The organism is Agrobacterium sp. ST15.16.024 (assembly GCF_027956545.1).
In the GTDB taxonomy this organism is placed as follows: Bacteria; Pseudomonadota; Alphaproteobacteria; order Rhizobiales; family Rhizobiaceae; genus Agrobacterium; species Agrobacterium cucumeris.
The window spans coordinates 1,010,326-1,035,900 of sequence record NZ_JAQKGO010000001.1 but is presented as its reverse complement, the minus strand read 5'-3'; the positions used below and the strand labels follow the sequence as shown (position 1 = coordinate 1,035,900).

24 protein-coding genes are annotated in these 25,575 nt (G+C 59.4%); 11 read left to right on the top strand and 13 right to left on the bottom strand.

Annotation, left to right across the window (positions count from 1 at the left end):
- Position 1: 1 nt before the first annotated feature.
- Together PL640_RS05120 and PL640_RS05115 are read right to left on the bottom strand one after the other, a co-directional pair.
- Complete coding sequence (locus PL640_RS05120) at positions 2 to 451, bottom strand: DNA polymerase III subunit chi (RefSeq protein WP_271361000.1); 450 nt, start codon at positions 449 to 451, stop codon at positions 2 to 4.
- Between the two features lie 25 nt (positions 452 to 476).
- Positions 477 to 1,970 carry a leucyl aminopeptidase gene (locus PL640_RS05115; RefSeq protein WP_271361456.1) on the bottom strand — a complete coding sequence of 498 codons (1,494 nt, stop codon included), beginning with the start codon at positions 1,968 to 1,970 and terminating at the stop codon, positions 477 to 479.
- 331 nt (positions 1,971 to 2,301) lie between these two features.
- Here PL640_RS05115 and lptF point away from each other — a divergent pair, with 331 nt between their 5' ends.
- From lptF to rsmA, 6 genes are all read left to right on the top strand, one after another.
- The gene (gene lptF / locus PL640_RS05110; RefSeq protein WP_271360999.1) at positions 2,302 to 3,471 is read left to right on the top strand and encodes an LPS export ABC transporter permease LptF; all 1,170 of its coding nucleotides are present in this window, start codon (positions 2,302 to 2,304) and stop codon (positions 3,469 to 3,471) included.
- Positions 3,468 to 4,556, top strand: coding sequence for an LPS export ABC transporter permease LptG (lptG, locus tag PL640_RS05105; protein WP_271360998.1), 1,089 nt, complete (start codon positions 3,468 to 3,470; stop codon positions 4,554 to 4,556). The genes lptF and lptG overlap by 4 nt, the downstream gene beginning before the upstream one ends.
- A complete protein-coding gene (locus PL640_RS05100) occupies positions 4,556 to 6,937 on the top strand; it encodes an LPS-assembly protein LptD (protein ID WP_271360997.1) in 2,382 nt (793 codons plus the stop codon). The genes lptG and PL640_RS05100 overlap by 1 nt, the downstream gene beginning before the upstream one ends.
- 299 nt (positions 6,938 to 7,236) lie before the next feature.
- Positions 7,237 to 8,184, top strand: coding sequence for a SurA N-terminal domain-containing protein (locus PL640_RS05095; RefSeq protein ID WP_269698249.1), 948 nt, complete (start codon positions 7,237 to 7,239; stop codon positions 8,182 to 8,184).
- 26 nt (positions 8,185 to 8,210) lie between these two features.
- Positions 8,211 to 9,233 carry a 4-hydroxythreonine-4-phosphate dehydrogenase PdxA gene (pdxA, locus tag PL640_RS05090; protein ID WP_271360996.1) on the top strand — a complete coding sequence of 341 codons (1,023 nt, stop codon included), beginning with the start codon at positions 8,211 to 8,213 and terminating at the stop codon, positions 9,231 to 9,233.
- Positions 9,233 to 10,063 carry a 16S rRNA (adenine(1518)-N(6)/adenine(1519)-N(6))-dimethyltransferase RsmA gene (rsmA, locus tag PL640_RS05085; RefSeq protein ID WP_271360994.1) on the top strand — a complete coding sequence of 277 codons (831 nt, stop codon included), beginning with the start codon at positions 9,233 to 9,235 and terminating at the stop codon, positions 10,061 to 10,063. The genes pdxA and rsmA overlap by 1 nt, the downstream gene beginning before the upstream one ends.
- A gap of 18 nt (positions 10,064 to 10,081) precedes the next feature.
- Here the strand turns inward: rsmA and PL640_RS05080 are convergent, their stop codons facing one another.
- The 8 genes from PL640_RS05080 to fabD form a co-directional block, all read right to left on the bottom strand.
- The gene (locus PL640_RS05080; protein WP_271360993.1) at positions 10,082 to 10,744 is read right to left on the bottom strand and encodes a DUF2268 domain-containing putative Zn-dependent protease; all 663 of its coding nucleotides are present in this window, start codon (positions 10,742 to 10,744) and stop codon (positions 10,082 to 10,084) included.
- Positions 10,745 to 10,802: 58 nt separating this feature from the next.
- Complete coding sequence (gene gmk / locus PL640_RS05075) at positions 10,803 to 11,465, bottom strand: guanylate kinase (RefSeq protein WP_142839495.1); 663 nt, start codon at positions 11,463 to 11,465, stop codon at positions 10,803 to 10,805.
- Positions 11,466 to 11,469: 4 nt separating this feature from the next.
- The gene (locus tag PL640_RS05070; RefSeq protein ID WP_271360991.1) at positions 11,470 to 12,357 is read right to left on the bottom strand and encodes a YicC/YloC family endoribonuclease; all 888 of its coding nucleotides are present in this window, start codon (positions 12,355 to 12,357) and stop codon (positions 11,470 to 11,472) included.
- A 71-nt stretch (positions 12,358 to 12,428) separates the two neighbouring features.
- Positions 12,429 to 13,649: an endolytic transglycosylase MltG gene (mltG, locus tag PL640_RS05065; RefSeq protein ID WP_142839493.1), complete on the bottom strand. Its 1,221-nt coding sequence runs from the start codon at positions 13,647 to 13,649 to the stop codon at positions 12,429 to 12,431.
- 328 nt (positions 13,650 to 13,977) lie between these two features.
- Positions 13,978 to 15,240, bottom strand: coding sequence for a beta-ketoacyl-ACP synthase II (gene fabF / locus PL640_RS05060; protein ID WP_142839492.1), 1,263 nt, complete (start codon positions 15,238 to 15,240; stop codon positions 13,978 to 13,980).
- A gap of 252 nt (positions 15,241 to 15,492) precedes the next feature.
- Positions 15,493 to 15,729 (bottom strand): acyl carrier protein, encoded by a 237-nt coding sequence (locus PL640_RS05055; RefSeq protein WP_003502080.1) that lies wholly within the window; start codon positions 15,727 to 15,729, stop codon positions 15,493 to 15,495.
- A 349-nt stretch (positions 15,730 to 16,078) separates the two neighbouring features.
- Positions 16,079 to 16,816: a 3-oxoacyl-[acyl-carrier-protein] reductase gene (gene fabG / locus PL640_RS05050; protein ID WP_006314577.1), complete on the bottom strand. Its 738-nt coding sequence runs from the start codon at positions 16,814 to 16,816 to the stop codon at positions 16,079 to 16,081.
- Positions 16,817 to 16,912: 96 nt separating this feature from the next.
- On the bottom strand, positions 16,913 to 17,857 hold the full coding sequence (gene fabD / locus PL640_RS05045) for an ACP S-malonyltransferase (RefSeq protein ID WP_269698316.1): 945 nt from the start codon (positions 17,855 to 17,857) through the stop codon (positions 16,913 to 16,915).
- Positions 17,858 to 18,078: 221 nt separating this feature from the next.
- On the opposite strand from fabD, the gene PL640_RS05040 reads away from it, so the two are divergent.
- The 5 genes from PL640_RS05040 (at position 18,079) to rplI (ending at position 21,892) form a co-directional block, all read left to right on the top strand.
- Positions 18,079 to 19,122: an aldo/keto reductase gene (locus PL640_RS05040; RefSeq protein ID WP_271360990.1), complete on the top strand. Its 1,044-nt coding sequence runs from the start codon at positions 18,079 to 18,081 to the stop codon at positions 19,120 to 19,122.
- A 292-nt stretch (positions 19,123 to 19,414) separates the two neighbouring features.
- Positions 19,415 to 19,876, top strand: a complete 462-nt coding sequence (gene rpsF / locus PL640_RS05035) for a 30S ribosomal protein S6 (protein WP_003496829.1) — start codon at positions 19,415 to 19,417, stop codon at positions 19,874 to 19,876.
- 13 nt (positions 19,877 to 19,889) lie between these two features.
- Positions 19,890 to 20,138 (top strand): 30S ribosomal protein S18, encoded by a 249-nt coding sequence (gene rpsR / locus PL640_RS05030; RefSeq protein ID WP_003496832.1) that lies wholly within the window; start codon positions 19,890 to 19,892, stop codon positions 20,136 to 20,138.
- Positions 20,139 to 20,327: 189 nt separating this feature from the next.
- On the top strand, positions 20,328 to 21,302 hold the full coding sequence (locus PL640_RS05025) for a DUF2232 domain-containing protein (RefSeq protein ID WP_271360989.1): 975 nt from the start codon (positions 20,328 to 20,330) through the stop codon (positions 21,300 to 21,302).
- Between the two features lie 14 nt (positions 21,303 to 21,316).
- Positions 21,317 to 21,892 (top strand): 50S ribosomal protein L9, encoded by a 576-nt coding sequence (rplI, locus tag PL640_RS05020; protein ID WP_046798806.1) that lies wholly within the window; start codon positions 21,317 to 21,319, stop codon positions 21,890 to 21,892.
- A 108-nt stretch (positions 21,893 to 22,000) separates the two neighbouring features.
- Here rplI and PL640_RS05015 read toward each other — a convergent pair whose 3' ends face one another.
- From PL640_RS05015 to PL640_RS05005, 3 genes are read right to left on the bottom strand one after another with little or no spacing between them, the layout of a single operon-like run.
- The gene (locus PL640_RS05015; protein ID WP_271360988.1) at positions 22,001 to 23,068 is read right to left on the bottom strand and encodes an HlyD family secretion protein; all 1,068 of its coding nucleotides are present in this window, start codon (positions 23,066 to 23,068) and stop codon (positions 22,001 to 22,003) included.
- A gap of 19 nt (positions 23,069 to 23,087) precedes the next feature.
- Positions 23,088 to 24,833: an MFS transporter gene (locus tag PL640_RS05010; RefSeq protein ID WP_271360987.1), complete on the bottom strand. Its 1,746-nt coding sequence runs from the start codon at positions 24,831 to 24,833 to the stop codon at positions 23,088 to 23,090.
- Positions 24,830 to 25,285 (bottom strand): MarR family winged helix-turn-helix transcriptional regulator, encoded by a 456-nt coding sequence (locus PL640_RS05005; protein ID WP_271360986.1) that lies wholly within the window; start codon positions 25,283 to 25,285, stop codon positions 24,830 to 24,832. Before PL640_RS05005 ends, PL640_RS05010 begins: the two co-directional genes overlap by 4 nt.
- Positions 25,286 to 25,575 lie beyond the last annotated feature (290 nt).

The following is a 25,575-nucleotide window of genomic DNA, read 5'->3' as shown; positions in this document are numbered from 1 at the left end:
ACTACGCCTTTTTCTGCCAGCGCCCCTCTGGCGACTGTTGCCAATAGGTCAGTGCATGACCTTCAGTCTTCAGCCTTTTCCAGTGATTTCGCGCCATTTCGAGCTGGTAGGCATCATATCCGTCGAACATGAAGACGATGCGCTCATAGGCCTCTACCGCCGGCGGTTCGGCGCCATCCACCAGAAAGCGGACATTTGCGCCGTTGCCGTTGACTTCCGAGGCTGTGAGCAGAATCGGCTGGCTTTGCGGTGCCGGAGACGCATCCGTGGCGTGCGGCAGAAAACTGTCGTCACGAAAGGTCCACAGATGCGCGTCGAGGAAATCGCGGCGCTCCTCGTCCACCGTCTGGATCGCGACTTTCCAGCCGCGTTCCAGCGATTTTTCGAGCAAAGGCGGCAGCGCGTCCTCGAGCTTCGATTCCGTCAGATGGTAGAACAGAATTTCGGTCATCCGCAGACTTCGAACTCCGCTCGCATCAATCTTCGTAATGGGCGCGAACGAGTTCGTTCAAAAGCCTCACGCCATAACCCGATCCCCAGGACTGGTTGATTTCGGTCATGGGCGATCCCATCGCCGTGCCGGCAATATCGAGATGCGCCCACGGCGTTTCACCCACAAAGCGCTTGAGGAACTGCGCGGCGGTGACGGAGCCCGCCAGACGGCCCGAGCTGTTCTTCATGTCGGCAAATTTGGAATCGATGATCTTGTCGTAATCCTTGCCGAGCGGCATGCGCCACAGCTTTTCCGCCGTCGCGTCACCAGCCTGGGCGAGGCGCGTCGCAAGCTCGTCGTCATTGCAGAAAAGGCCGGCCTGAAGATTGCCGAGCGCAACCGTGATCGCACCCGTGAGGGTGGCGAGGTTGATCATGAATTTCGGGCTGAAACGCTCCTTGGTGTACCAGAGCGCATCCGCCAGAACCAGGCGACCTTCGGCATCGGTATTAATGATCTCGATGGTCTGGCCGGACATGGAAGTGACGATGTCGCCCGGACGCTGGGCATTGCCATCGGGCATGTTTTCCACGAGACCGATAACGCCGATGACATTTGCCTTCGCCTTGCGGGCTGCAAGCACATGCATCAGGCCGGTGACGGCTGCGGCGCCACCCATGTCGCCCTTCATGTCTTCCATGTTGAGGCCGGGCTTCAGCGAAATGCCGCCAGTATCAAAAACGACGCCCTTGCCGACGAAAGCAATGGGTTCATCCTTCTTGGAACCACCGTTCCACTGCATGACGGCAAGCCGCGGCGGACGGGCCGAGCCCTGCGCCACGCCGAGAAGCGCGTTCATGCCAAGCTTCTTCAAGTCCTTTTCGCCGAGAATCTCGACATCGACACCCAGCTTGCGCAACTCTTCCGCCTTTTCGGCGAATTCGACGGGGCCTAAGACGTTCGGCGGCAGGTTGACGAGGTCGCGCGCGAGCAGAACGCCGCCCGCAACAGCCTCGGAGACGGCAAAAGCCTTTTCCGCTTCCTGATGAACGGCCGTGACGATGACGACCTCGACTTTCTTCGGTGTCTTTTCGTCGTCGGATTTTTTCTTGGTCTTGTAGGCATCGAAGCTATAGGCGCGTAGCAGAAGACCCAGTGCGAAATCCGCAGCGGCCTGCGCGCTGATTTCGACGCCCGGAGCGTCGAGATAGATGGCAACCTTGTCTGCCTTGCGGAAATTGGCGGCGGCTGTGCCGCCGGCGCGCAGCCAGTCATGCGCAACAAGTTTCGCCGGCTTGCCGAGGCCGATGACGAGCAATCGGTCGGCGCTCGAGCCCTGCGGCGCGATCACATCGAGCGTCGTCATGGATTTGGCAGCAAATCCCGCAATCTTCGCCGCCCTCTCGATCACGCCACCCGGATCGGCCTCGGAAGCACCGGCGGCGGCCTGCGCCTCACCGGAGGCCTGCAGCACAACGGCCAGCGAGTTTTCAAGCGAAGCGGAATTGGCGAAAGAAATATCGAATTTGGCGGACATGTTTTCCTGCTCTTCATGGTCAAATTGCATGATGCGCACGATCATGGCCTTTTCAGCCCCCGGCGCAACACTACATTTTTTATGGCCTGATTTGTTTAAAGGCCGACATTCCTTAAAGGTCCACATTCGTTAAAGGAATGACATTTTTGCGGCTGGGCCGATTACGTCATGAAACCGACAGCTTGTTCCACAAAAAGACACAGGCGATGGAAAAATCGTCGTGCAAAACATATTTGTGAGCACGCCGGAATAGCCAATTGCAAACGATGCGATTAGATAGGCGGAAATCCGGCGGGCAATCGCACGGGAAAACAATGTCGAACAGGGCCGTATGAAGCTTCTTGAGAACTATATCCTGCGGCGGACAACGCAGATGTTTCTGGTCGCGCTGTTGCCGGTGCTGGCCATCATCTGGACCATCCAGGTTCTCCAGAGAATCAATCTCGTCACCGACACCGGTCAGTCGATGGGCTCCTTCATGGCGCTCGCGACCCTGATCCTGCCGACGCTGATCCCCGTTGTTTTGCCTTTTGCCCTCGTCATCGGCATCACCCAGACATTCACGGCGATGAACAATGATTCCGAGCTTGCCATCATCGATGCGGCCGGATCGCCGCGCTCAGTGATGTTTCGCCCGGTTCTCATTCTGGCCGCCGTTCTGAGCGCCCTTTCCTTCACCATCACCAATTTCATCGAGCCGCCGGCGCGTAACTCCGCCCGGCAGATGGTGGCTGCGGCCTATGCCGACCTCCTGTCCTCGGTGATCGAGGAAAAGACCTTCCGTACCATTCAGGACGGTCTCTATGTGCAGATCGCCCAAAGGCAGGGCCGGATTCTCAAGGGCCTTTTCGTCGCCGACCGGCGCGATCCGAATTTCGATCTCATCTATTATGCCAAGGAAGGCATGATCGATGAGAGCGGCACGTCACTGACCATGCGCGACGGCGAAGTGCAGCAGAAGACGCCTGATGGCAAGGTGTCGATCGTCAAGTTCCTGTCCTACGCCTTCGACCTTTCGACCATGTCGGAAAAGCAGGATTCCGAACCCTCGCTGTCTCCGGGCGATGCCAGCCTCGGTTTCCTTCTGTCGCCTGACGAGAACAATGCGAGCTACAAACGGTCGCCGGAAAACTTCCGCAGCGAACTGCACAAGCGCCTGTCGGACTGGATGTTCGCCTTTGCCTTCGCACTGATCTCGCTGGTCATCGCCGCCGATGCCCGTTCGCATCGCGAGGCGCGCATGCATCCCATGGTCGCCGCGCTGGTAACGGCCTTCATGCTGCGCTGGCTCGGTTTTTACGTCACCAACCAGGTCAAGCAGAGCGCGGCTTTCATTCCGCTGGTCTATGCCGTGCCGGGTCTCAGCGGCGGTGCGGCCGCCTTCATCCTGCTAACCGGTCGCAAACCGAAGATGCCGAAGATTATCGCGGATGCGGCGGGCCGGATGCGCCGTCTGTTCTCCAGCCGGCTGGCACGCAATTCGGGGAGCGGCAACGCATGATTTTCAACACCCTCGCCCGATATTTCCTGAAACGATATCTGATGACGGCCGTCTGGTTCGTGCTTGGCGTATCGTCGATCATCTATCTCGCGGATTTCAGCGAGACGGCACGGCGCATGTCCAGCGTGCCGGGCTATTCGGTTCCGGGTGCACTTGGCCTGACAGCACTTCGCCTGCCGCTGATTCTGCAGCAAACCGTTCCCTTCATCGCCCTTTTCGTGGGCATGACGACGCTGATCTCGCTCAATCGACGTTACGAACTGGTTGTCACGCGCGCAGCAGGTGTTTCCGCCTGGCAATTCATCCTTCCCTTCGTCCTCGGATCCGTCCTTCTCGGCATTCTGTCCGTTGTCGTTTTGAACCCCATCGCCGCATGGGGCCAGAATCGGTCGCTGGCTATGGAAGCGGGATGGCGCAACGAAGCCAATGGCGGCCGCCAGCAGCAGATCATTCCATGGATGCGTCAGGCAAGCGGCGGCCAGGACACGATCATCGGCGCCAAGAGCTTCGAGGACAACGGAACGATGCTGCTCGATGTGGTTCTGATCCACCTCGACAAGGACGGAAACATCGTCTCGCGGCAGGATGCCAAGTCGGCAAAGTTGGAAGATGGTTACTGGCTTCTTAACGGTGTGACGGAAACGCGCGCCGGGCATGTGCCAGTTCGGCAAGAGAGCACGCAGATCAGTACCAATCTGAGACGCGAATTCGTGCAGGAACGCATGACACAGACGGAAACCGTTGCTTTCTTTGACCTTTCTCACAAGATCGAAGTTGCAAAGTCTTTTGGACTGTCTTCAAAAGCGCTTGAGACGCAGTATCATTTCCTGCTATCGACGCCCCTGCTTCTGGTTGCGATGACCTTGATCGCCGCGACCGTTTCATTAAAGTTCAGCCGCTTCGCCCAATCGCGTTCCGTGATTCTGGGTGGAATCGTTTCCGGCTTCGTGCTTTATGTAGTAACCGTGCTCGTAAGGGCATTCGGGAGTGGTGGTGTTGTCCCTCCCACCGTCGCGGTCTGGGTTCCAGTCGTCGTGGCGTTGGCTTTGGGGGCAACCATTCTGCTTCATCAGGAGGACGGCTAGTGGCGGTATATGACCGCGGGAATATCAGGCGGCTTTGGACGGCCCTTCTGACGGGTGCCGCTGTGTGCGCGTATTTGGCATCAAGCCCGGTCGCTTTTGGCCAGGGCGGGTTGCCTGCGTCTGCAAGCCAAGACGATTCGAAACTCCTGCTTACAGCAAATGAACTGACCTATAATCGCGACTCCCAGCGCGTCATCGCGAAGGGCGTGGTTCGCATGAAATATTCGGGCTACCGCATGGTGGCCCAGCAAGTGGAATATAATCAGCAGACCGGCCGTGTGATCGCGCATGGCAATATCGAGCTGATCGAGCCCGGCGGCAACAAGATCTATGCCGACGAAATGGACGTTACCGACGATTTTGGCCAGGGATTCGTCAACGCGCTGCGCGTCGAGACCCCTGATAATACCCGCATCGCGGGTGAAAGCGCCGAGCGTCTCGAAGGCGACCTGATGGTCCTCAACAACGGCGTCTACACCGCCTGTCTGCCCTGCGCCGCAAAACCTGAAAAGGCGCCGCTCTGGCAGGTCAAGGCCGAGCGCGTCATCCAGGACGGCAAGACCCATACGATCCGGCTAGAAAAAGCCCGCCTGCAGCTTTTTGGCCATTCGATCGCCTATGTGCCGTTCCTGACGGTTCCGGACAATACGGTGAAGCGGAAGTCCGGCTTTCTGTTCCCGCAGATGAGCATTACCGACAATCTCGGTTTTGGCATTGGCGTTCCCTATTTCCAGGTCCTGTCCGATACATCTGATGTGACGGTTACGCCGACCTATTACACGACGCAGGGTCTGCTGTTGCAGGCGGAGCTGCGCCAGCGTTTCGAAACCGGCATGCATACGGTCACGATCGCCGGCATCAGCCAGCTGAAATCCGAAACCTTCACGGCCGGAACCAGCGACGCGCTCAACGACAATCGCGGCATGATCGCCAGCAAGGGCGATTTCAACATCAATCCGCGCTGGGCATTCGGCTGGGATGCCATGGTGCAGACCGACAACAACTTTTCACGCACCTACGGGCTGAAGGGTTATAAGAACGACGTCCAGACCAACCAGATCTACCTCAGCGGCGCGAGTGAACGGAACAGCTTCGACGCCCGCGGTTATTATTTCAACGTTCAGAATACGGACGATACCGAATCTCAGGAACGTAAGCAGGCGATCGTTCATCCGGTTGTCGATTACCGTTATTTCGTTCCGGATCCGATCTATGGTGGCGAGCTTTCGCTGACCACCAACCTGACCAGCATCACCCGCCTGAAGCAGGACGCATATGCTCTTGGTGGCTATTCGCGCTTTAACGGACTTGAGGGTGACTATACGCGCCTTTCCACCGAAGCCGAGTGGAAGCGCACCTTCACCATGGATAGCGGCCTGCAGATCACACCGATCCTCGCCGCGCGTGGCGATGCGCTGTGGACGGACATGTCGCCGGCAAGCTTCACCTCTGGCGGCACGTCTTATGCCTATGAAGGCATGATGCATGATGACGCGGCGTTCCGCGGCATGGTCACCGGCGGTCTTGAGGTGCGTTATCCCTGGCTCTTCACGGCGCTTAACAGCAGCCACGTGATCGAACCGATCGCACAGATCTTCGTACGTCCGAATGAGCAATATTCCGGCCGTCTTCCCAATGAAGATGCGCAGGCTTTCGTGTTCGATGCGACCAATCTGTTCGAGCGTGACAAATTCTCCGGTTTCGACCGGATCGAAGGCGGCACGCGCGCCAATCTTGGCTTCCGCTACAATGGCACGTTCGACAACGGTTACGGCGTTCGCGCCGTTGTCGGCCAGTCTTTCCATCTGGCGGGCGAAAACTCCTTCGCTTCTTATGATCTGGCGAATGTCGGTGCTGATTCCGGCCTCGAATCCGACCGTTCGGATTACGTCGCCATGGCCGCCTTCGATGCACCGATCGGCCTTTCGCTGTCATCGAGCCTGCGTCTCGACAAGGACAACTTCGACGTCAACCGGTCGGAGACAGGCCTCAGCTATTCTGACCGCCGCATCACCGGCAAGGTCAGCTATACCCAGGTCAAGGCGCAGCCAAAATATGGCTATAACGAAGACCGCGACATCGTTCAGGCTTCCGGCATGCTGCGCATGGATGACAACTGGTCGCTCTTCGGCTCGATCAATTACGATCTGAATGGAAAATTTGCCTCCGAGCGCCGCATCGGCATTGCCTACCAGGACGAATGCACGATCTTGACGGTCAGCTATTCCAACGAGGGCAACATCAATTCCACTCGGCAGGCCGCCAATGACTGGTCGATCAACGCCCGTCTGGCGTTCCGCACGCTCGGCGATATCAGTGTCGGCTCCGCAAATGAAGACTGGGCCGATATGGATATCGGCTGGAAGCCGAATAATTACTGAGTTTAAAGGCGGGTCACGCAGCATCGTGACCCGCCTTTTTGCCATTCAGCCAGTAAAAGTCACGGTTTTGCCGCAACAACACGCCAGTGTCGGCCGGGTATAAACCTCTATCGGGTTTTCTTTCAACAAACCGACACATTGCCGTCCTGCGGATCGCGATGATATATACGTGGCGAAATCGCGGCGCGGACGCGCAAATGCAGGTCTGACAGGCCGGGGAATGCGAAATTTCCACCGTCAGGCAGAACAGACTGGCGGGACAGGGAGACAGGCCCCTGCCCGACGAAAGGGAGAAGGACATGATGAATTTCGGAAAGACGGCTTTGCGTGGCGCTGCTTTCGCCTTTGCGATATTTGCCGTTCCCATGGCCGCCGTGCCCTATACCGGCCAGGCTTTCGCCGATGCCACGGTCAAGATCGTCGTCAACAAGACACCGATCACCAACGACGATATCGCCAAGCGCGTCGCCTTCCTGAAGCTGCAGCGCCAGTCCGGCAATCTCAATGAAAAGGCGCGCGAGCAGCTGGTCGATGAGGCACTGAAACGCGAGGAAATCGGCCGGGTGAAAATGTCGGTCAGCACCGATGAGGTCGATGCCGCTTTTGCGCGTTTTGCCGGCAACAACAAGATGAAACCGGATCAATTGTCGAAGGTGCTGGCACAGGCGGGCGTCGGCGCTGACCATTTCAAAGCCTTCATCGCCGTGCAGATGAGCTGGCCTCGCCTTGTCAACGCCCGTTATGGCGCACGCGGCAAGATGTCGAACCAGGACCTCGTTACCCGCCTGCAGGAACGTGGCAACAAGCCGGTTACGACCGAATATTTCCTGCAGCAGGTCATCTTCGTCATCCCGGAGTCCAAGCGCAATTCCATTACCGGCAAGCGTAAGTCCGAGGCTGAAGCCTCGCGCAAGCGTTATCCCGGCTGCGACCAGGCCATGACCTTTGCAGCAACCATGCGCGACGTGGCGATCAAGGATCTTGGCCGCATTCTCGCGCCTGAGCTGCCGGAAGACTGGAAGGCGCTGGTTGAAAAGACCAAGGAAGGCGGCACCACCGGAACGCGCGTGACCGAAAAGGGTGTCGAATATCTGGCCATCTGCAAGCAGCGTCAGGTTTCCGACGACTATGCGGCGGAGATGGTGTTCAAGTCCGAAGACCTGATGAAGGCCAAGGACGGCGAAAACCCGAACGAAAAGAAGTATATGGATGAGCTGCGCAAGAAGGCGCAGATCGTCAACACCTGATACTGATACGAAAGCCGGGTCTTTCCGTGACACATGCATCCCTGCCGCTTGCCCTGACACAGGGAGATCCAGCCGGTATCGGCCCCGATATCGCCATTGCCGCCTGGGCCAGGCGTCAAGAGAACGGTCTGCCGCCGTTTATCTTTATCGGTGATCCCGACGTGGTGGCCAGCCGTGCGGCACTGATCGGCATTCCGATCAATATCGAGACCTGCGATGTGGCGGATGCCGTAAGCGTTTTCGATCGCGCTTTCCCAATCCTGCCGCTTCCGGTCGGGTTCGAGGTTCAGGCGGGCCAGCCACACGTGGGAGCGGCGCATGCGACGATCAAGGCGATAGAAACCGCCGTTTCCCTGACTATTGAGGGCAAGGCTGCAGCCGTCGTCACCAATCCGATTGCAAAATCCGTGCTTTACGAAGCGGGTTTCGGATTCCCGGGTCATACGGAATTTCTAGCCGATCTCGCTTTGCGCCTTAAGGGTGAGCAGGTGATGCCGGTGATGATGATTGCCGGTCCCAAAGTCCGCGTCGTTCCGGTCACGATCCACATCCCCGTCAAAGACGTGCCGGCGGCGTTGACCGAAGAGCTGATCGTCGAGACATGCCGTATCATCGATGCCGATCTGCGGCAGAAATTCGGAATAGAAGCTCCGCGTCTGGCGGTTGCCGGGCTTAACCCGCATGCGGGCGAGGACGGCGCGCTTGGCACCGAGGACCGCGACGTGGTTCATCCGGCGACCATGCGGCTACGCAAAGACGGGATCGATGCTTTCGGCCCCCTGCCCGCCGATACCATGTTCCATGACGCAGCCCGCAAGCGCTATGATGTCGCCGTGTGCATGTATCACGATCAGGCACTCATTCCGGCCAAGGCGCTCGGCTTTGACGATTCGGTCAATGTCACGCTCGGCCTGCCCTTCATCCGTACCTCGCCGGACCACGGCACCGCCTTTGGCATTGCCGGTCAGGGTATCGCCAATGAGGCAAGCCTTGTGGCGGCGCTGAAGATGGCGGCGGAAATTTCCTCCCGCAGCCGGGCCGTCGCATAATGGCGGCCATAGACGGACTGCCGCCGCTGCGCGATGTCATCCAGCGCCATGGGCTCGATGCGAAGAAATCCCTTGGGCAGAACTTCCTGTTCGATCTCAACCTCACCCAGAAGATCGCCCGGACAGCGGGGCCGCTTGAAGGCGTGACGGTGATTGAGGTCGGCCCGGGACCTGGCGGCCTCACCCGCGCCATTCTTTCGCTCGGTGCCAAAAAGGTCATCGCCGTCGAACGCGACAGCCGCTGCCTGCCGGCGCTGGCGGAAATCGAAGCGCATTATCCCGGGCGTCTCGAGGTGATTGAGGGCGATGCCCTCAAGACCGATTTCGAGGCGATGATACCCGCCGGTGAACCGGTGCGTATCATCGCCAACCTGCCTTACAATGTCGGCACACAATTGCTGGTCAACTGGCTTCTGCCAAAAGCGTGGCCGCCTTTCTGGCTCTCCATGACGCTGATGTTCCAAAAGGAAGTCGGCCAGCGCATCGTGGCTGAAGAAGGCGACAATCACTACGGCCGCCTTGGCGTTCTCGCCGGCTGGCGCACGGTATCGGAAATGGCCTTCGACGTGCCGCCGCAGGCCTTCAGCCCGCCACCGAAGGTGACGTCCACCGTCGTGCACCTGCTGCCCAAGGATAAACCGCTGCCTTGCGATGTCGCCAAGCTTGAAAAAGTGACCGAGGCCGCCTTCGGCCAGCGGCGCAAGATGTTGCGCCAGAGCGTGAAGAGCCTTGGCGGCGAAACGTTGCTGGAAAGAGCGGGGATCGATCCCACACGGCGAGCGGAGACGCTGTCGGTGGAGGAGTTCGTCACTTTGGCGAACGCGCTGTAGACGCTGCTAAGAAGCGGTCTATCGCTGGATCAAGCCATCTTTGATGGCCGCGTCAATCACCTCTTCCGCATCGACGTTTATCCAGCTGGACCGATCGATAGGCGGGACGGTGCGAAGCCATGATTCGACCATCTGATAGCCAAGCGAATATCCAAACCAGTTGGGAAGCTCTCCCCGTCCAAAGAACCATTCTGGGTGGGAATACTCGTAGGAGGCGAGGGTCTCTGCCCGAACGTCGCTGCTGCGGAGTGCGTCACGGCGCAGTGCCCTTTCCCACGGCTCAGGTTCAGTCGCAAGGAGATGTCGAACGAATTGGCCGGCTAGGCCCTCCGTTACCAGCGCTTCACCGAGCGTTTCACCATAGCCAGGTCCTCTCATTCGCAGGCAGTGGTGGATTTCATGCAGAGCTGTGCGGGCAACTTCGGCGCGCAGTCGGGCCGGCTTGTGCTCCGCTTCAGGGTCGAGACTTATCTCGAATAGTGCCGGACCGTAGCTGAAGCCGGATACTGCTAGCTCACCGCCGGAAAGAGCTCCATTTTTCCGAATAAGAATATCGAGATGAGGTATCTCGCCCCAATCGACCAATGCGCGATAAACGTGTGACAAACCGTCGGTTATGTTACCGCGCTGTTGTGAGAGGTCCCCGGATGCCTCCAACCAGTGCGTCTGCCACTCTTTCACATGCCCCTCCCGAAATGCAAAAAGATTTAATCAGACCGCTTGCGCTGGGATACTCCTCTCAGAGCTGCGGCTCTTCCTCGAGCAGCGCCCGCACAAAATCGAACATGCCGTGACGGCGGTCGCGGCGGACGCGTTCGGCTTTTACGATGGCCTCCACGGCTTCGAAGGCCGCCTGCAGGTCGTCGTTGAGGATGACATAGTCATAATCGCGCCAGTGCTCTATTTCGGCGCGGGAATTGACGAGGCGCGTCTTGATGACCTCTTCGGTGTCTTCTGCCCGGCGGTGCAGGCGCGATTGCAGTTCGGTCATGGTCGGCGGCAGGATGAAGATCGAGACGACGTCCGCCTTCATCTTGTCCTGCAGCTGCTCGGCGCCTTGCCAGTCGATGTCAAACAGCATGTCGCGGCCGACAGCCATGGCATCTTCCACCGGCCCGCGCGGGGTGCCGTAAAAATTGCCGTGGACCTCTGCCCATTCCAGCAGCGCATCGCTATCCCGCAAGCGCTCGAATTCACGCTTGGAAATGAAATGGTAGTGGATGCCGTCAATCTCACTCTGGCGGCGCGGGCGCGTCGTGACGCTGACGGACAGACCGATATTCTTGTCCTTGTCGAGCAGGTTGCGGGCAATCGTGGATTTGCCTGCGCCCGATGGTGAAGAAATCACCAGCATCAGCCCTCTGCGGGCAATCGTGACGGGAGAATCATTCACCGGGGCCATGGGTCTACTCCAGATTTTGGACCTGCTCGCGGAACTGGTCGATAACCACTTTCAGCTCTATGCCTGCTGCGGTTACCGCACTGGCGTTCGATTTGGAACAGATTGTATTCGACTCGCGGTTAAATTCCTGTGCAAGAAAATCGAGCTTGCGGCCGACAGGCCCGCCAATCGTCAAAAGCTCGCGCGACGCCTGCACATGGGCGCGCAGCCGGTCCAGCTCTTCACGCAGGTCCGCCTTAGTGGCGATCAGCGCCGCCTCGGCGTGGAGGCGATCACGATCGAGCCCGTGCATGCCCTCGCCGATCAGGGCGATCTGCTGGGCAAGCCTTGCCGCGATCTGTTCCGGCTGGCGGGAAGGATCATTTTCAATAAGCTCCACAAGCGTCTCGATCCTGTCGATCTGCCCGGACAGGATGGCAAACAGCGAGGCGCCTTCCCGCTCGCGCATGTCCTTCAGCTTCTCGATGGCAACTGCGAAACCGGCCAGCACATCGGCGTTGCGTGCGGTCTGCGCCTCAGCGTCATCTTCCGCCTCGCGAAAATCGACCAGACCGCGCAGTGACAGCAGCGTATCGAAACTCAGCGGCTTGTCTTCCACGACATCGCCAAGCTCTTGCTTGAGCGCCAGAACAGCGGCGAGAGCATCACGATTGATGACGGCCTCCAGCCGGTTTTCCGCAATGGCCAGCGTCAATCCCGCCTGGATGTTGCCACGGGAAAGGTGCCCGCCCGCAATTTCCCGCAGGGCCGTTTCCAGCGCTTCCAGACCGGTCGGCAGGCGCAGGCGCATATCAAGCCCCTTGCCGTTTACCGAGCGTAGTTCCCACGCCCAGCGGTAACGGCCGGATGTTCCTTCGCTGCGCGCAAAGCCGGTCATCGATTGCAATGTCATATCTGGAAGCCCCCCGTCATGCCGTACAAAACCGGGCCTTGCGTTTGGCAGGGCCCGGTCAGGATCATCAATCAGTTATTGGTCGGTTTTTCCGCCTCCGCGCCGCCCGGCTGGCCATCCACGGCCACATCCGGATTGGCGCCGGCTGCCGCCTTTTCCGCCTCGATCTTGCGCCAGCGGCGGACATTTGCGTTATGCTCGTCCAGCGTCTTGGCAAAGACGTGGCCGCCTGTGCCATCGGCAACGAAATAAAGGTCGTCGGTACGCCACGGATTGGCAACCGCCTCAAGTGCTGCCCGGCCCGGATTGGCGATGGGAGACGGCGGCAGGCCCTTGATGACATAGGTGTTGAACGGCGTCTGCTTCTGCAGGTCCGACTGGTATATCGGCCGGTCGGAGGGTTTTCCGTCGCCGCCGAACAGACCGTAGATGATCGTCGGGTCGGATTGCAGGCGCATGCCCTTCTTCAGGCGGTTATAGAAGACGGAGGCGACATGGGCGCGCTCGTCATCCTTGCCGGTTTCCTTCTCGACGATCGAGGCGAGCGTCACGAATTCCTCGACGGTCTTGATCGGCAGGTCGGGGTCGCGCCGTTCCCAGATCATGTCGATCAGCTTGTCCTGCGCCGCGCTCATCTGGTTGATGATCTCTTCGCGCTTGGTACCACGAGTAAAGCGATAGGTGTCGGGGCGCAGGCTACCCTCTTCCGGCAGGGCGGAGGGCAATTCGCCATCCAGTACCTCGTCTGCGGCAAGGCGCGCGAACATCTGCTTGACGGTCAGACCTTCGGGCAGCGACACGGAATAAAGGATCGACTTGCCGGATTCCAGCAACATCATGATGTCCTTCATCGATGCGCCGGCCTTGATCTCATATTCACCCGCCTTCAGCGTCTGGTCCTTCTGCAGGTAGCTGCCGGTCATCAGGCGGAAAATGCGGGCATTCGAAACGACGTCGTTGCGCTCGAGATTATTGGCAATCTCGATAATGCCAGCGCCGTTGCGCACCGTGAAATGTGTGTTCGTCTGAAGCGGACCGGGCTCCTGGAACGCATTGATCATGTAATAGAAAGCGGCAATGGCCAGGACACAGACGGCAACCGCAAGCGTCATCAGAAAATTCAGGAAGATCACCAGCTGGCCATGGGCCTTGCGGGAGCGCTTCGGCGGGGCCGGCACCTTTTCCGGGCGCAGCGCCTCGGTTGGGGATTTCGGAATGATCGGGCCGCGATTGGATTCGCCCGCGCCGTTCTGTCCGTATGGTCCCTGGCTGTTCTGGTTCGTGTCGCTCACCGTCGGTCCTTTTCAGTTCGGCGTTGTCAGCGCTTTTTGCGCAGGTAATGCGGCAAAAACAGGTTCGGAATGTCTTCCTGCACCACATAGAGATATCGTGAAGGCTTGCTATTCCGCTTCACGAACATCGTTTCGGACAAAGCCGATGGAGGAAGCAGCCTGCGGCCGGAAATCACCCCGAACCGGCAAACGCTTCCCATAAACGACTACAATATCGGCGCGAAAACCGGAATGGCTTTCGCAAGCCGCAATGCGTTCTTCAAAGGAAAGAACGTCCTTTGTCAGCACCCGGTGGGAGGGCGCCGGCGGCGGCAAGCCGCCGCCGCAATTATGCTTCGTAACGACGCAGCACGAGAGAGGCGTTGGTGCCGCCGAAACCGAAAGAGTTCGAGAGCGCCACATTGACCTGCCGCTTGCGCGCCTTGTGCGGCACCAGATCGATCTTCGTCTCGACATCGGGATTGTCGAGGTTCAGCGTCGGCGGAACGATGTTGTCACGGATCGCGAGCGTGGCGAAAATCGCTTCGATCGCACCCGCCGCACCCAGCAGATGGCCGGTGGCCGACTTGGTGGAAGACATGGAGATCTTCGAGGCCGAATCGCCGACAAGCCGCTCGACTGCGCCAAGCTCGATCGTATCGGCCATGGTGGAGGTGCCGTGGGCGTTGATATAGTCGATATCATCAGGCGTAAGCCCCGCGCGCTTCAGCGCCATCAACATGCAGCGATAGGCGCCTTCGCCGTCCTCGGACGGGGCCGTGATGTGGTAGGCATCACCGGAAAGGCCATAACCAACGACTTCGGCGTAAATCTTCGCGCCGCGCGCCCTGGCATGTTCCAGTTCTTCCAGAACGACGATGCCTGCGCCCTCACCCATGACGAAACCGTCGCGGTCGCGGTCGTAGGGGCGGGATGCCTTCTGCGGGTCATCATTGTGCTGGGTGGAAAGCGCCTTGCATGCGGCAAAACCGGCAAGCGCGATGCGGCAGACCGGCGATTCGGCACCACCGGCAACCATGACGTCGGCATCGCCAAGCGCGATCAGCCGGGCAGCGTCGCCAATGGCGTGCGCACCGGTCGAGCAGGCCGTTACCACAGAATGATTCGGTCCGCGCAGCTTGTGGCGGATGGAAACCTGGCCGGATACGAGATTGATCAGACGGCCGGGAATGAAAAATGGTGAAATGCGGCGCGGGCCCTTGTCGCGCAGCGTATAACCCGCCTCGACAATGCCTTCCAGGCCGCCGATGCCGGAGCCGATCAGAACGCCAGTGGCAATCTGGTCCTCATCCGTTTCCGGATGCCAGTCCGCATCGGCAAGCGCCATGTCGGCGGCGGCCATGCCGTACAGGATGAAAGGATCGATCTTGCGCTGTTCCTTGGGCTCCATCCAGTCATCGGCATTGAAGGTGCCGTTGGAGCCATCACCGACGGGAATGCGGCAGGCGATCTTTGCGGGCAGGTCCTCGACTTCGAATTCAGTCACGAGACGGGCGCCGTTCTGGCCGGCGAGCAGCCTTTCCCAGGTGACTTCCGTTCCACATCCAAGAGGAGATACCATGCCGGTACCGGTGATAACGACACGCCTCATCGCCAATGCTCCGCCCTTATCCAAATCATCGGTCTTTTCTGCAATGCCGGACGCCATGGACTGACGTTTGCGAGACGCTGCAGCATTTCAAATGTCCGCATAATTTTCGCCGCGCACCGTTTCCGGCCGGGGAGCTTATGCGGAGCCTGGAACGCGCGCCGGTTTGGGCACGTACCGTCTCTCTATAAAACATTGGCCCGGACGAGCCGGGCCAAGATGGGGAGGATATTGCACCTCCCCCATGAAGGTCGATCAGGCCTGGGCCTTCTCGATGAACTTGACGGCGTCGCCAACGGTCAGGATCGAGTCCGCTGCGTCGTCGGGAATTTCAACGCCGAATTCTTCTTCGAAAGCCATGACCAGTTCAACGGTGTCGAGCGAATCAGCGCCCAGATCGTCAATGAAGCTGGCGCCTTCGACAACCTTGTCGGCGTCAACGCCAAGATGATCAATTACAATTTTCTTTACGCGTTCTGCGATATCGCTCATGTCGGTTTCCTCGACCTTTATTTTGAAGGGAATGCCTTGCGGCACCCTGCCCTGTTAGAAGCCCTCATGCGCCGTTCAAATCCGGCACCGCTGGCAAACCCGTTCAACCCGGTCCAAGCTAGACATCGTCACGCAAAATCGCAACGGCTTCCTGTCTCTCCGGGACGACTGTTCACAGTCTTGGCCCGCTTAACACGGTTTCAATCGGTCGAAAAGCCTGAAAACGCGCTAAGCACAGCGTATGACAGGCAATTTAGCCGGAAACCGGTCGGCGGAGCCTTGCGGCGCGAGCTACCCAAGAAGGTGCTGAAATAGCGCCGCACTCCTTTTCATGACGGCTGGAAGCGCGTCAGATCATCGCCATGCCGCCGTTGACGTGCAGGGTCTGGCCGGTCATGTAGGCGGCCTCATTGGAAGCCAGATAAAGAACGGCGGAGGCGACTTCAGCGCCGGTGCCCATGCGCTTCATGGGGATGGCGCCCATGATGGCGTCCTTCTGCTTGTCGTTCAGCTTGCCGGTCATGGCGCTTTCGATGAAGCCCGGAGCCACGCAGTTGACGGTGACGTTGCGGGTGGCGATTTCCTGCGCGAGCGACTTCGAAAAACCGATCATGCCGGCCTTGGAGGCGCAATAATTGGCCTGGCCCGGATTGCCGGTGACACCGACAATGGAGGTGATGTTGATGATGCGGCCGAAACGGCGGCGCATCATCGGATGCGTCAGCTCACGCGTCAGGCGGAACATCGCGGTCAGGTTCACTTCGATGACGTTGTCCCAGTCCTCGTCGCTCATGCGCACGAAGAGACCGTCCTTGGTGATGCCGGCATTGTTGACGAGAATATCGACGCCTTCCAGCTCGGCTTCGGCCTTTTCGCCGAGAGCCTTGACCTCGGCGCGGTCGGCAAGGTTAGCCGGAAAAATCTTGACGCGATCGCCAAGTTCCGCCGCCAGCGCCTCGAGCTTTTCGACACGCGTGCCATGCAGGCCGACGGTTGCGCCCTGTTTGTGCAGAAGGCGGGCGATTTCTTCGCCGATGCCACCGGTCGCGCCGGTTACGAGAGCCTTGCGGCCTGTCAGATCTAACATGGTCCGTTCCTTCTTTAGAGCAAATCCTGCAGGAGCTTTTTGCGGTTCTGCGTCGGGAATTGTCAAAAATAAAGCCGTTGCCGGGCGAAGCCCGTCTCAGCCGATAAGCGTGGCAAGAAGCTGGTCGATATCGGCCGCGCCGTTGACGGCAACGCCGTTCACCGTCTTATCGATACGGCGGGCAAGGCCCGTCAGCACCTTGCCGGAGCCGATCTCGTAAAGCTGCGTGACATTGTTGGCGGCAAACCACTCAACCGTTTCGCGCCAGCGCACCTGACCCGTCACCTGTTCGACCAGCAGGGCGGCGATCTCGTCGGCATCGGAAACCGGCGCGGCGCGCACATTGGCAATGACGGGCACGACGGGCGCCTTCTTTTCGACCTTGGCCAGCGCCTCGCGCATCGCTTCCGCAGCCGGCGCCATCAGCGCCGAGTGGAAGGGCGCGGAAACCGGCAGCATGATGGCGCGCTTGGCGCCTTTTTCGGAAGCGATCGCGGCGGCTTTTTCGACAGCGGCCTTGGAGCCGGAGATGACCAGCTGGCCGCCGCCATTATCATTGGCGATCTGGCAGACGCCGAGAATGCCGGCCTCCTCGCAGATTGCCGAAACCGCATCATGTTCCAGCCCGATGATCGCTGCCATGGCGCCTTCGCCGACCGGCACTGCGGCCTGCATGGCGTTGCCGCGGATGCGCAGAAGCCGCGCGGTATCGGCAATCGAAAACGTGCCGGCAGCACAGAGCGCCGAATATTCACCAAGCGAATGGCCGGCGACATAGGAGACAGCGTCGGAAAGCTTCAGACCGCGCGCTTCGAGAACCCGCATGACCGCCATGGACACGGCCATGAGTGCCGGCTGGGCGTTTGCCGTCAGCGTCAGCGTCTCTTCCGGGCCGTTCCACATGATATCGGAAAGCTTCTGGCCAAGCGCCTCGTCCACTTCCTCGAACACGGCGCGCGCCTCGACGTAGGTATCGGCAAGCTCCTTGCCCATGCCGACGGCCTGGCTTCCCTGACCGGGAAATGTGAATGCAATACCCATGGGATGTGGTCCTTCTTGTCTGGCTTGCCTTTATTCCAGCGACTTCCATTCACATTCCGGCCAGCGGTGTCAAGACTTGACGCCCTGCGGCAGGCGCATCCGCAGGGTTTTGCCACCCTATTCGGCCTTTCTTTTAGTCATATTTTTTCTTGCACTGCGGCAATTCCCCATTACTTTCATGCCACCCTTCAAAACATCTCGCCAAGCACCGGGACATTTCCATGAAACAGAGACTATTGGGCCGCACGGGTATTTCCGTGTCCGAAATTTGCCTTGGCACCATGACGTGGGGCACGCAGAATACCGAAGCCGATGCCCATGGGCAGATGGACTACGCCATCGAGAATGGAGTCAATTTCTTCGATACGGCCGAGCTTTACCCCACCACCCCCGTTTCCGCCGAAACCCAAGGGCGGACGGAAGAATATATCGGCACATGGTTCGAAAAGACCGGCAAGCGTGATCAGGTCGTGCTCGCCACCAAGGTTGCCGGCTCGGGGCGCGATTACATTCGCGGTGGCCGCGATATCGATGCCGCCGCCATCCGCGAGGCCGTCGATACCAGCCTCAAGCGCCTGAAGACTGATTATATCGACCTTTACCAGATTCACTGGCCGAATCGCGGCACCTATCACTTCCGCGGCGCCTGGGGTTTCGATGCCTCCGGTCAGGACAAGGAGCGCACGCTCGCCGAGATCACCGAAAAGCTCGATACGCTTGGCGAACTGGTGAAAGCCGGCAAGATCCGCGCCATCGGCCTTTCCAACGAAAGCGCCTGGGGCACGCAGAAATATATCGACATCGCCGAGGCCCGCGGCCTGCCACGTGTCGCCACCATCCAGAACGAATATAACCTGCTCTATCGCAGCTTCGATCTGGACATGTCGGAAGTCGCCCATCACGAGGATGTCGGTCTGCTCGCCTATTCGCCACTGGCGGCCGGGCTTCTCACCGGCAAGTACCAGAACGGCGCCTACCCGGCGGGATCCCGTGGCACCATCAACAGGGAGCTCGGCGGCCGCCTGCAGCCACATCAGGAAGCGCCGGTCAAAGCCTATCTGGAGCTTTCCGCCGAGCATGGCATCGACCCGGCACAAATGGCCATCGCCTTCTGCCTCACCCGCCCCTTCATGGCCGCAGCCATCATAGGCGCAACAACAATGGAACAGCTGAAGGTGGATATTGCCGCCGCCGACGTGACCTTGTCGGAGGACGTTCTCAAAGGGATCGCGGCGATCCATCGCAAGTATCCGATGGCGATCTGACACCATCACGGCGCGCTTTTTTACCCTGTGTCCTTGCATTCCGGGCAAAAATGGGTATAAGCGCGCTGTTCACAACACCCGGTCCAATTGGCTGGTGGCTGAACGGAGGGCTGGTTTCGGTAACGAAACAGCAGGAACCATAAGGTTTTTCCGGCCTCCCGTGTCTCCGCTCTCGACCGTCTCGAACAACGCTTTTCTTGCTTTAAGGCCTCACGGCCTCACCCAAGAGCAGTCGTTGAGGCTTAGCGCCGTTGCCGGGTGAAGGACGAAACGCAAGAAAGGCAAAGCTTAAATGGCTCTTTACGAACACATCTTCCTTGCCCGGCAGGATATTTCTGCCCAGCAGGTCGACGCACTTGTCGAGCAGTACAAGGGCGTTATCGAATCGTTCGGCGGTAAAGTCGGACGCGTCGAGAACTGGGGTCTGAAGTCCCTCACCTATCGCATCAAGAAGAACCGCAAGGCTCACTACGCTCTCATGGACATCGACGCTCCGGCGGCTGCAGTTCATGAAGTCGAGCGCCAGATGCGCATCAACGAAGACGTTCTTCGCTACATGACCATCGCCGTCGAAGCCCACGAAGAAGGCCCGTCCGCGATGATGCAGAAGCGCGATCGCGACGACCGTCCGCGCCGTGACGGCGACCGTCCGGACCGTGGCCCGCGTGAAGATCGTGGCCCCCGCGCACCGCGCGAAGGAGGCTTCGGCGACCGCGAAGACCGTCCGCGCCGTCCGCGCGAAGACCGTGCATAAGGAGAATTGACCAATGGCTGATACATCCTCTTCCCAGGCACGCCGCCCGTTCCACCGCCGTCGCAAGACGTGCCCCTTCTCCGGCGCCAACGCTCCGAAGATCGACTACAAGGACGTTCGTCTGCTGCAGCGCTACATCTCTGAGCGCGGCAAGATCGTTCCTTCCCGCATCACGGCCGTTTCCCAGAAGAAGCAGCGCGAACTCGCCCAGGCGATCAAGCGCGCCCGTTTCCTCGGCCTGCTGCCTTACGTCGTAGCGTAATGAATTGAAGCGAGGCTGCGCTTTGGCGCGGCCTCGTTTTTCCTCGAAGCAGCTGGCTCCAAACCAGCCTATCGAGAAATACTCGTCCTTCCGCGTTGGGCGCGGATCGATACTTAAAAAACCCATGTTGGGGACGACGCTTCTTAAGGAACGGTCCTCTAACTGCTCAAGTTTCAGCAGGACAGCGAAGTGCAAAAGTTGAACCAGACAGTGCTGATCTCCGGCGTTCTCGCCGGCATATGCGCCGCGTTTTTGACGCTTGGCGCAACGGCACAGTCGTCCTTTTCCTTCCTGCTTTATGCCGGGTCGGCCATGCCGATCTTCATCGCCGGGATGGGCTGGGGCAATCGCGCCGCCATCGTCGCGATCATCACCACGGCCATCATCGGCGCGCTGGTCATGTCGCCGCTTTTTGCGCTGACCATCGCCATTTTCACGCTGATTCCGGCGGGCTGGCTTTCACATCTTGCCAATCTGGCGCGCCCGGCCTCCGAACTCGGCGGTCCGGATGACCTGCTCGCCTGGTATCCGCTGTCCGGCATCGTCCTGCATCTGTGCATTCTGGTCTGCATCGCCGTCATCATTCTCGGCTGGATGATCGGCTACGGCCCTGATCTCGTTGCCCGCATGGTCGATATCATGATGACCTCGGTGCAGAACCGCGAACCCCTGTTCGAGCCCAATGCCGAAGCGCTGGCCCAGACGAAGTCGCTGCTGGTGCTGATGCTGCCGATCGTTCAGGGCGGCCTGTGGGTCATCCTGCTGTTTGCGGCCTATTATTTCGCAACCCGGCTGGTCGGTTCCTTCGGCAAGGGTCTTCGCCCGCGCGAGGACATCGCTTCGGCGCTGCGCATGCACCGTAACGCGATCTTCATCTTTCTCGGCGGCATCGTCGCCATGTTCTTCGGGGGCGTCGCTGCCATGGTTGGTGCCGTCATCTGCGGCACCTTCGGCGCGGGCTTCCTGATGGCAGGTTATGCCTCGCTGCATAAAAAAGCGCGCGGAAAGGACTGGCGTCTGCCGGTTCTCATCCTCGCTTATCTCTCGGCGGTCTTTGTCTTTCCGCTGTTCATCATTCTCGTGCTCGGCTTGAGCGACGTGCGAAGCACGATCTCGCTGACGCCTGCACGGAAAACCGACAATTCGAACGAAACCAACAACTAGAAAGGATCAAGAAGATGGACGTTATTCTTCTCGAACGCATCAACAAGCTCGGCCAGATGGGCGAAACCGTCAAGGTTCGCGACGGTTACGCACGTAACTTCCTGCTGCCGCAGGGCAAGGCGCTGCGCGCCAACGCCGCCAACAAGACCCGTTTCGAAACCGAGCGCGCAACGCTTGAAGCCCGTAACCTCGAGCGCAAGTCGGAAGCCCAGAAGGTTGCCGAGGCACTCGAAGGCAAGTCCTTCATCGTCGTCCGTTCGGCTGGCGAAACCGGTCAGCTGTACGGTTCTGTTGCTGCCCGCGACGTCGTCGAAATCCTCGGCGCAGAAGGCTTCAACATCGGCCGCAACCAGGTTGAACTGAACACGCCGATCAAGACCATCGGCCTGCACAACGTTACCCTGCACCTGCACGCCGAAGTCGAGCTTCAGGTCGAACTGAACGTTGCCCGTTCCGCCGAAGAAGCCGAACGCCAGTCCAAGGGCGAAAGCCTCACCTCCGCCGACGCCATCTACGGCGTTGACGAAGACGCACTGCGTCCGGAAGACTTCTTCGATCCGGAAGCTGACGGCAACGGCGACGACGAATAATATCTCGCTTAACGGCCATAGGAAAACCCCGGATGGAAGCATCCGGGTTTTTTTGTGTTTTGGGATGTTGAGTGTGTGGAGAGGTTTACCCCCTCCAACCTTTACCGACTACCTCGCCGCCGTCTCAGCCCCCTCCGGCGCCGCGCTCTTATCCACATGCACCACCACCGACATGCCCGGCGACAGTTCCGCCGCCAGTGGCTGATCCGCATCGATGGCGATGCGAACGCCAAGGCGCTGGGCGATCTTCACGAAATTGCCGGTCGCATTGTCCGGCTTGATGACGGCGAATTCCGATCCGGTGGCCGGCGAGAACCGCTCGACACGGCCGTTGAGCTTGCGGCGATGCAGCGCATCGACTGAGACCGTTACCGGCTGGCCAACCTGCATGCCGGCAAGCTGGGTTTCCTTGAAGTTGGCGATGACCCAGACATCATGCGGCACGACAGCCATCAACTGTGTTCCGGCCGTGACATATTGGCCGGTGCGCACGCCGACCTCACCCAGCCTGCCGTCCACCGGCGCATGGATTTCGGTATTGTCGAGATCGATCCTGGTGAGTTCGACAGCAGCTTCAGCATTGGCGACCGCCGCCTGCAGCGAACTGCGATTGACGATGATGGTCTGCAAGTCCTGACGCGACACTTCGAGCGCGGCTTTCGCCTGCGACAGGGAGGCCCGGGCCTTTTCAAGCGCGGCATGCGCCTCTTCCTGCAGGCTGGAGGTTCCGACGCCGCTTTTGATGAGATTATCCTGCCGGTCGGATGCGAGCTGCGCCTGTTTCAGCGAGGCCTCGGCGCTGTCGACAGCCGCCTGGCTGGAGAGAATATTGGCATTGGCGGCGTTTTCCTGCTGACGGGAATTATCGAGGGCTGCCTTTTGCGTATCGAGCGATGCAGCCGCCTGCGCCTGTTTCTGGCGGTAGATGCGGTCATCGATCTTTGCCAGCAACGTGCCCTGCTTGACCTCCTGATAGTCCTTGACCGGCACATCCACGACATAACCGCTGACCTGCGGGCTCATGGTCGTGACGTAACCGCGCACGAAGGCGTTGTCGGTCATTTCGACGGTGGAGAGGAACGGCGGCAGCCGCCAGGCGTAAAGCACGAGTGCTATGCCGGCGAGACCGCCGAGCAGAACGAGAATGGAAACGGGAGTAAAAAACTTCTTCAGCATTTTGTCACTCTTGGAAGGTTCAAGACTGTGGTGCCGGTGCGGCATCGACATTATCCCGGAGAAGGAATGGACGGATGCGCATCCAGGCAAGGTGGAGCAAAAGCGCGGCCAGTGCCAGCGCCGAAACAACTGATATCAGCAGGAACGTGTCATTATAGGCGAGCACATAGGCCTCCCTGCTGACCTGCTGTCCCAGAAGCGACAGCCCCTCCGCCTTCAGCAGCGCCGGATCGGTGATGACATGGCTGTAAGAACCGGAAAGCTGGGATACGCGCTGGGCGACCATGGGGTTGGTAAGCAGGATATTTTCCACCAGAACATTGGAATGGAATTTTTCGCGCAGCGTCACGAAACTGCCGAGCAGCCCGGTCATCAGCATCGAACCCGTGATCTGAGTGAACAGAAATATGGCGATGAAATTCACCAGATATGGAGCGCCTCTGGCAAGCGCTGCGGCAAAACCCTTGGACATGACGGGCGGCAGGAACATGGCGGCGCCGAAGGCGATCATCATCTGGCTGAGATACATTTCACCCGGCCGCGTCAGATTGGTGGACTGGCTGTCCATGAACGAGCCGGCGGCAATCAGCGTCAGTGCGATCACATGGGCCGTATCGACATATTTCGTCAGCATCAGCCAGGCGCAGGCCGCGCCGCCAAGCACAGTCGCCAGCAGCACCAGTGCATAAAGCGTTGTCGTCTGTTCGTTCAGCAGGCCAAGCTGCTGGTAAAAGCCGACTGCCGTCGAGGATTGCTCGGAGGAAACCGCGCGGTAAACCAGCAGGACAGCGATGATATGCAGGTTGGTTTTCGAGAAAATCCAGCGCAGGTCGAGCAGCGGGTTCTTGCGCGGCAATTCGATGAAGGCCATGAGCGTCAGAAGCGCGATCGACGTCGCCAGAAGCACGCCCAGCCACCAGGTTTCGAACCACCAGTAGAACCGGCCGAGCGTCAGCATGACCGCCAGACAGCCGAGACCGCCGGCAAACAGCAGATAGCTCAGAATATCCACGCGCTCGATGACTTTGGCGCGCGGCGGCGGCGTGACTTTCAGCACATAGATCATGGCGAAGGAGATCAGCGCAAAACCCACCTCCATGGAATAGAGCGCATTCCAGCCGCCGATTTCCAGCAGGGAGGGCGAAACGATGCGCGCGATGGGTGCCGACAGCAACGTACCGGTCAACGCGATGCTGAAACCGAGCGAGAATTTTCGCGCCGGCGGAAAGGCCTCGAGAATATAAAGGAATCCGAGTGACGAGATCGGCGCGGCGGCCATGCCGCTGACGAAGCGGATCACGGTTGCCGAATGCAGGTCCGTCACGAAGAGGTTGAGACAGGAGGCAACCACGAAGGCGATGATCGAGAGTTCGGCAAAGGGCCGCAGGCCATATTGCGCCCTGATCTTGAAGAGCGCGATGGAGAAGGTAGCATAGGGCGCCATATAGGCAGCGGAAAGCCATGCCACCTCAGCCACCGTGGCGGAAAATTCGCCCTGTAACTGGTAGATATTGGCCATGACGAGGTTCATGCCCAGACCCTGGGTTATGAAGAACGACAGGCCCGCAAAGATGAAACACAGCCGCAGCCACACCGGCCGCTCAACCGGCTGCGGTGCAGCGGGAACAGCAGGTTCCGGCGCGATCTCGCCACCATCGGCATCGCTCACTGTTTGGGAGGCAGCCACGGCTCCCTCTGGCCTGGCAACAGCCACATCCTTTTCAGAGGCAGCCTCGTCCGTGGTCTGCGGCAACCCGGTGCTCACGATTGCCCCCTCCCCGCCGCAAGGTTTTGCAGATTGGCCGAAAGACGGCGCATCACATCCAGCGCCATGGCCAGATCCTCAGAGGAAATATCGGCGGTTATTTTCGAGCGAAGCGTCTTCGCCACCGCCTGCACCGTGCCGGAGGTCTTCTCACCCTCTTCCGTCATGTGGATGCGCTTGGCGCGGCGGTCGTTTTCGTCGGAGCGACGTTCGATGAGGTTCTGTTTTTCCATGCCATCGAGAACCCGCACCAGCGTCGGAGTTTCGATTTCCATTTCTTCTGCAAGCTCGGTCTGCGTCAGCGGGCCGCGTCGCGACAGGGCAAAAAGCGCACGGGCACGCGCCAGCGTCAGGCCGCTTTCCCCTACCCGCGCATCAAAAAACGCGCGCAGTTTGCGGGTGAAAGCGGAGACTTCATCGAGAAGCTGTTCCTTGTCGGTCTCGCGGGACATGTCAGCAAGCCTTATAATTAGCACACTACTTATTTACTACCTACTTATTCGTAAGCCTGACGATTTTCAAGTTTCTTTCATGCCGGGTCTGCCATGCGGTAAACTCATGGCAGCGAATCACGTTGCCGGAAAATTCCGGCACCCCGTCCCCACCCGCCTGTGGATTGCTGGGGACAACTGAAGATGTGATCCAGCTTTACAGAGCGGACGTCAGCCTGCCGTATAGTGTTGCAACAATATCATTGACTGCCATGCCCCAGGAAGCCAAACCCAAGGTTTAAGGACAAGGC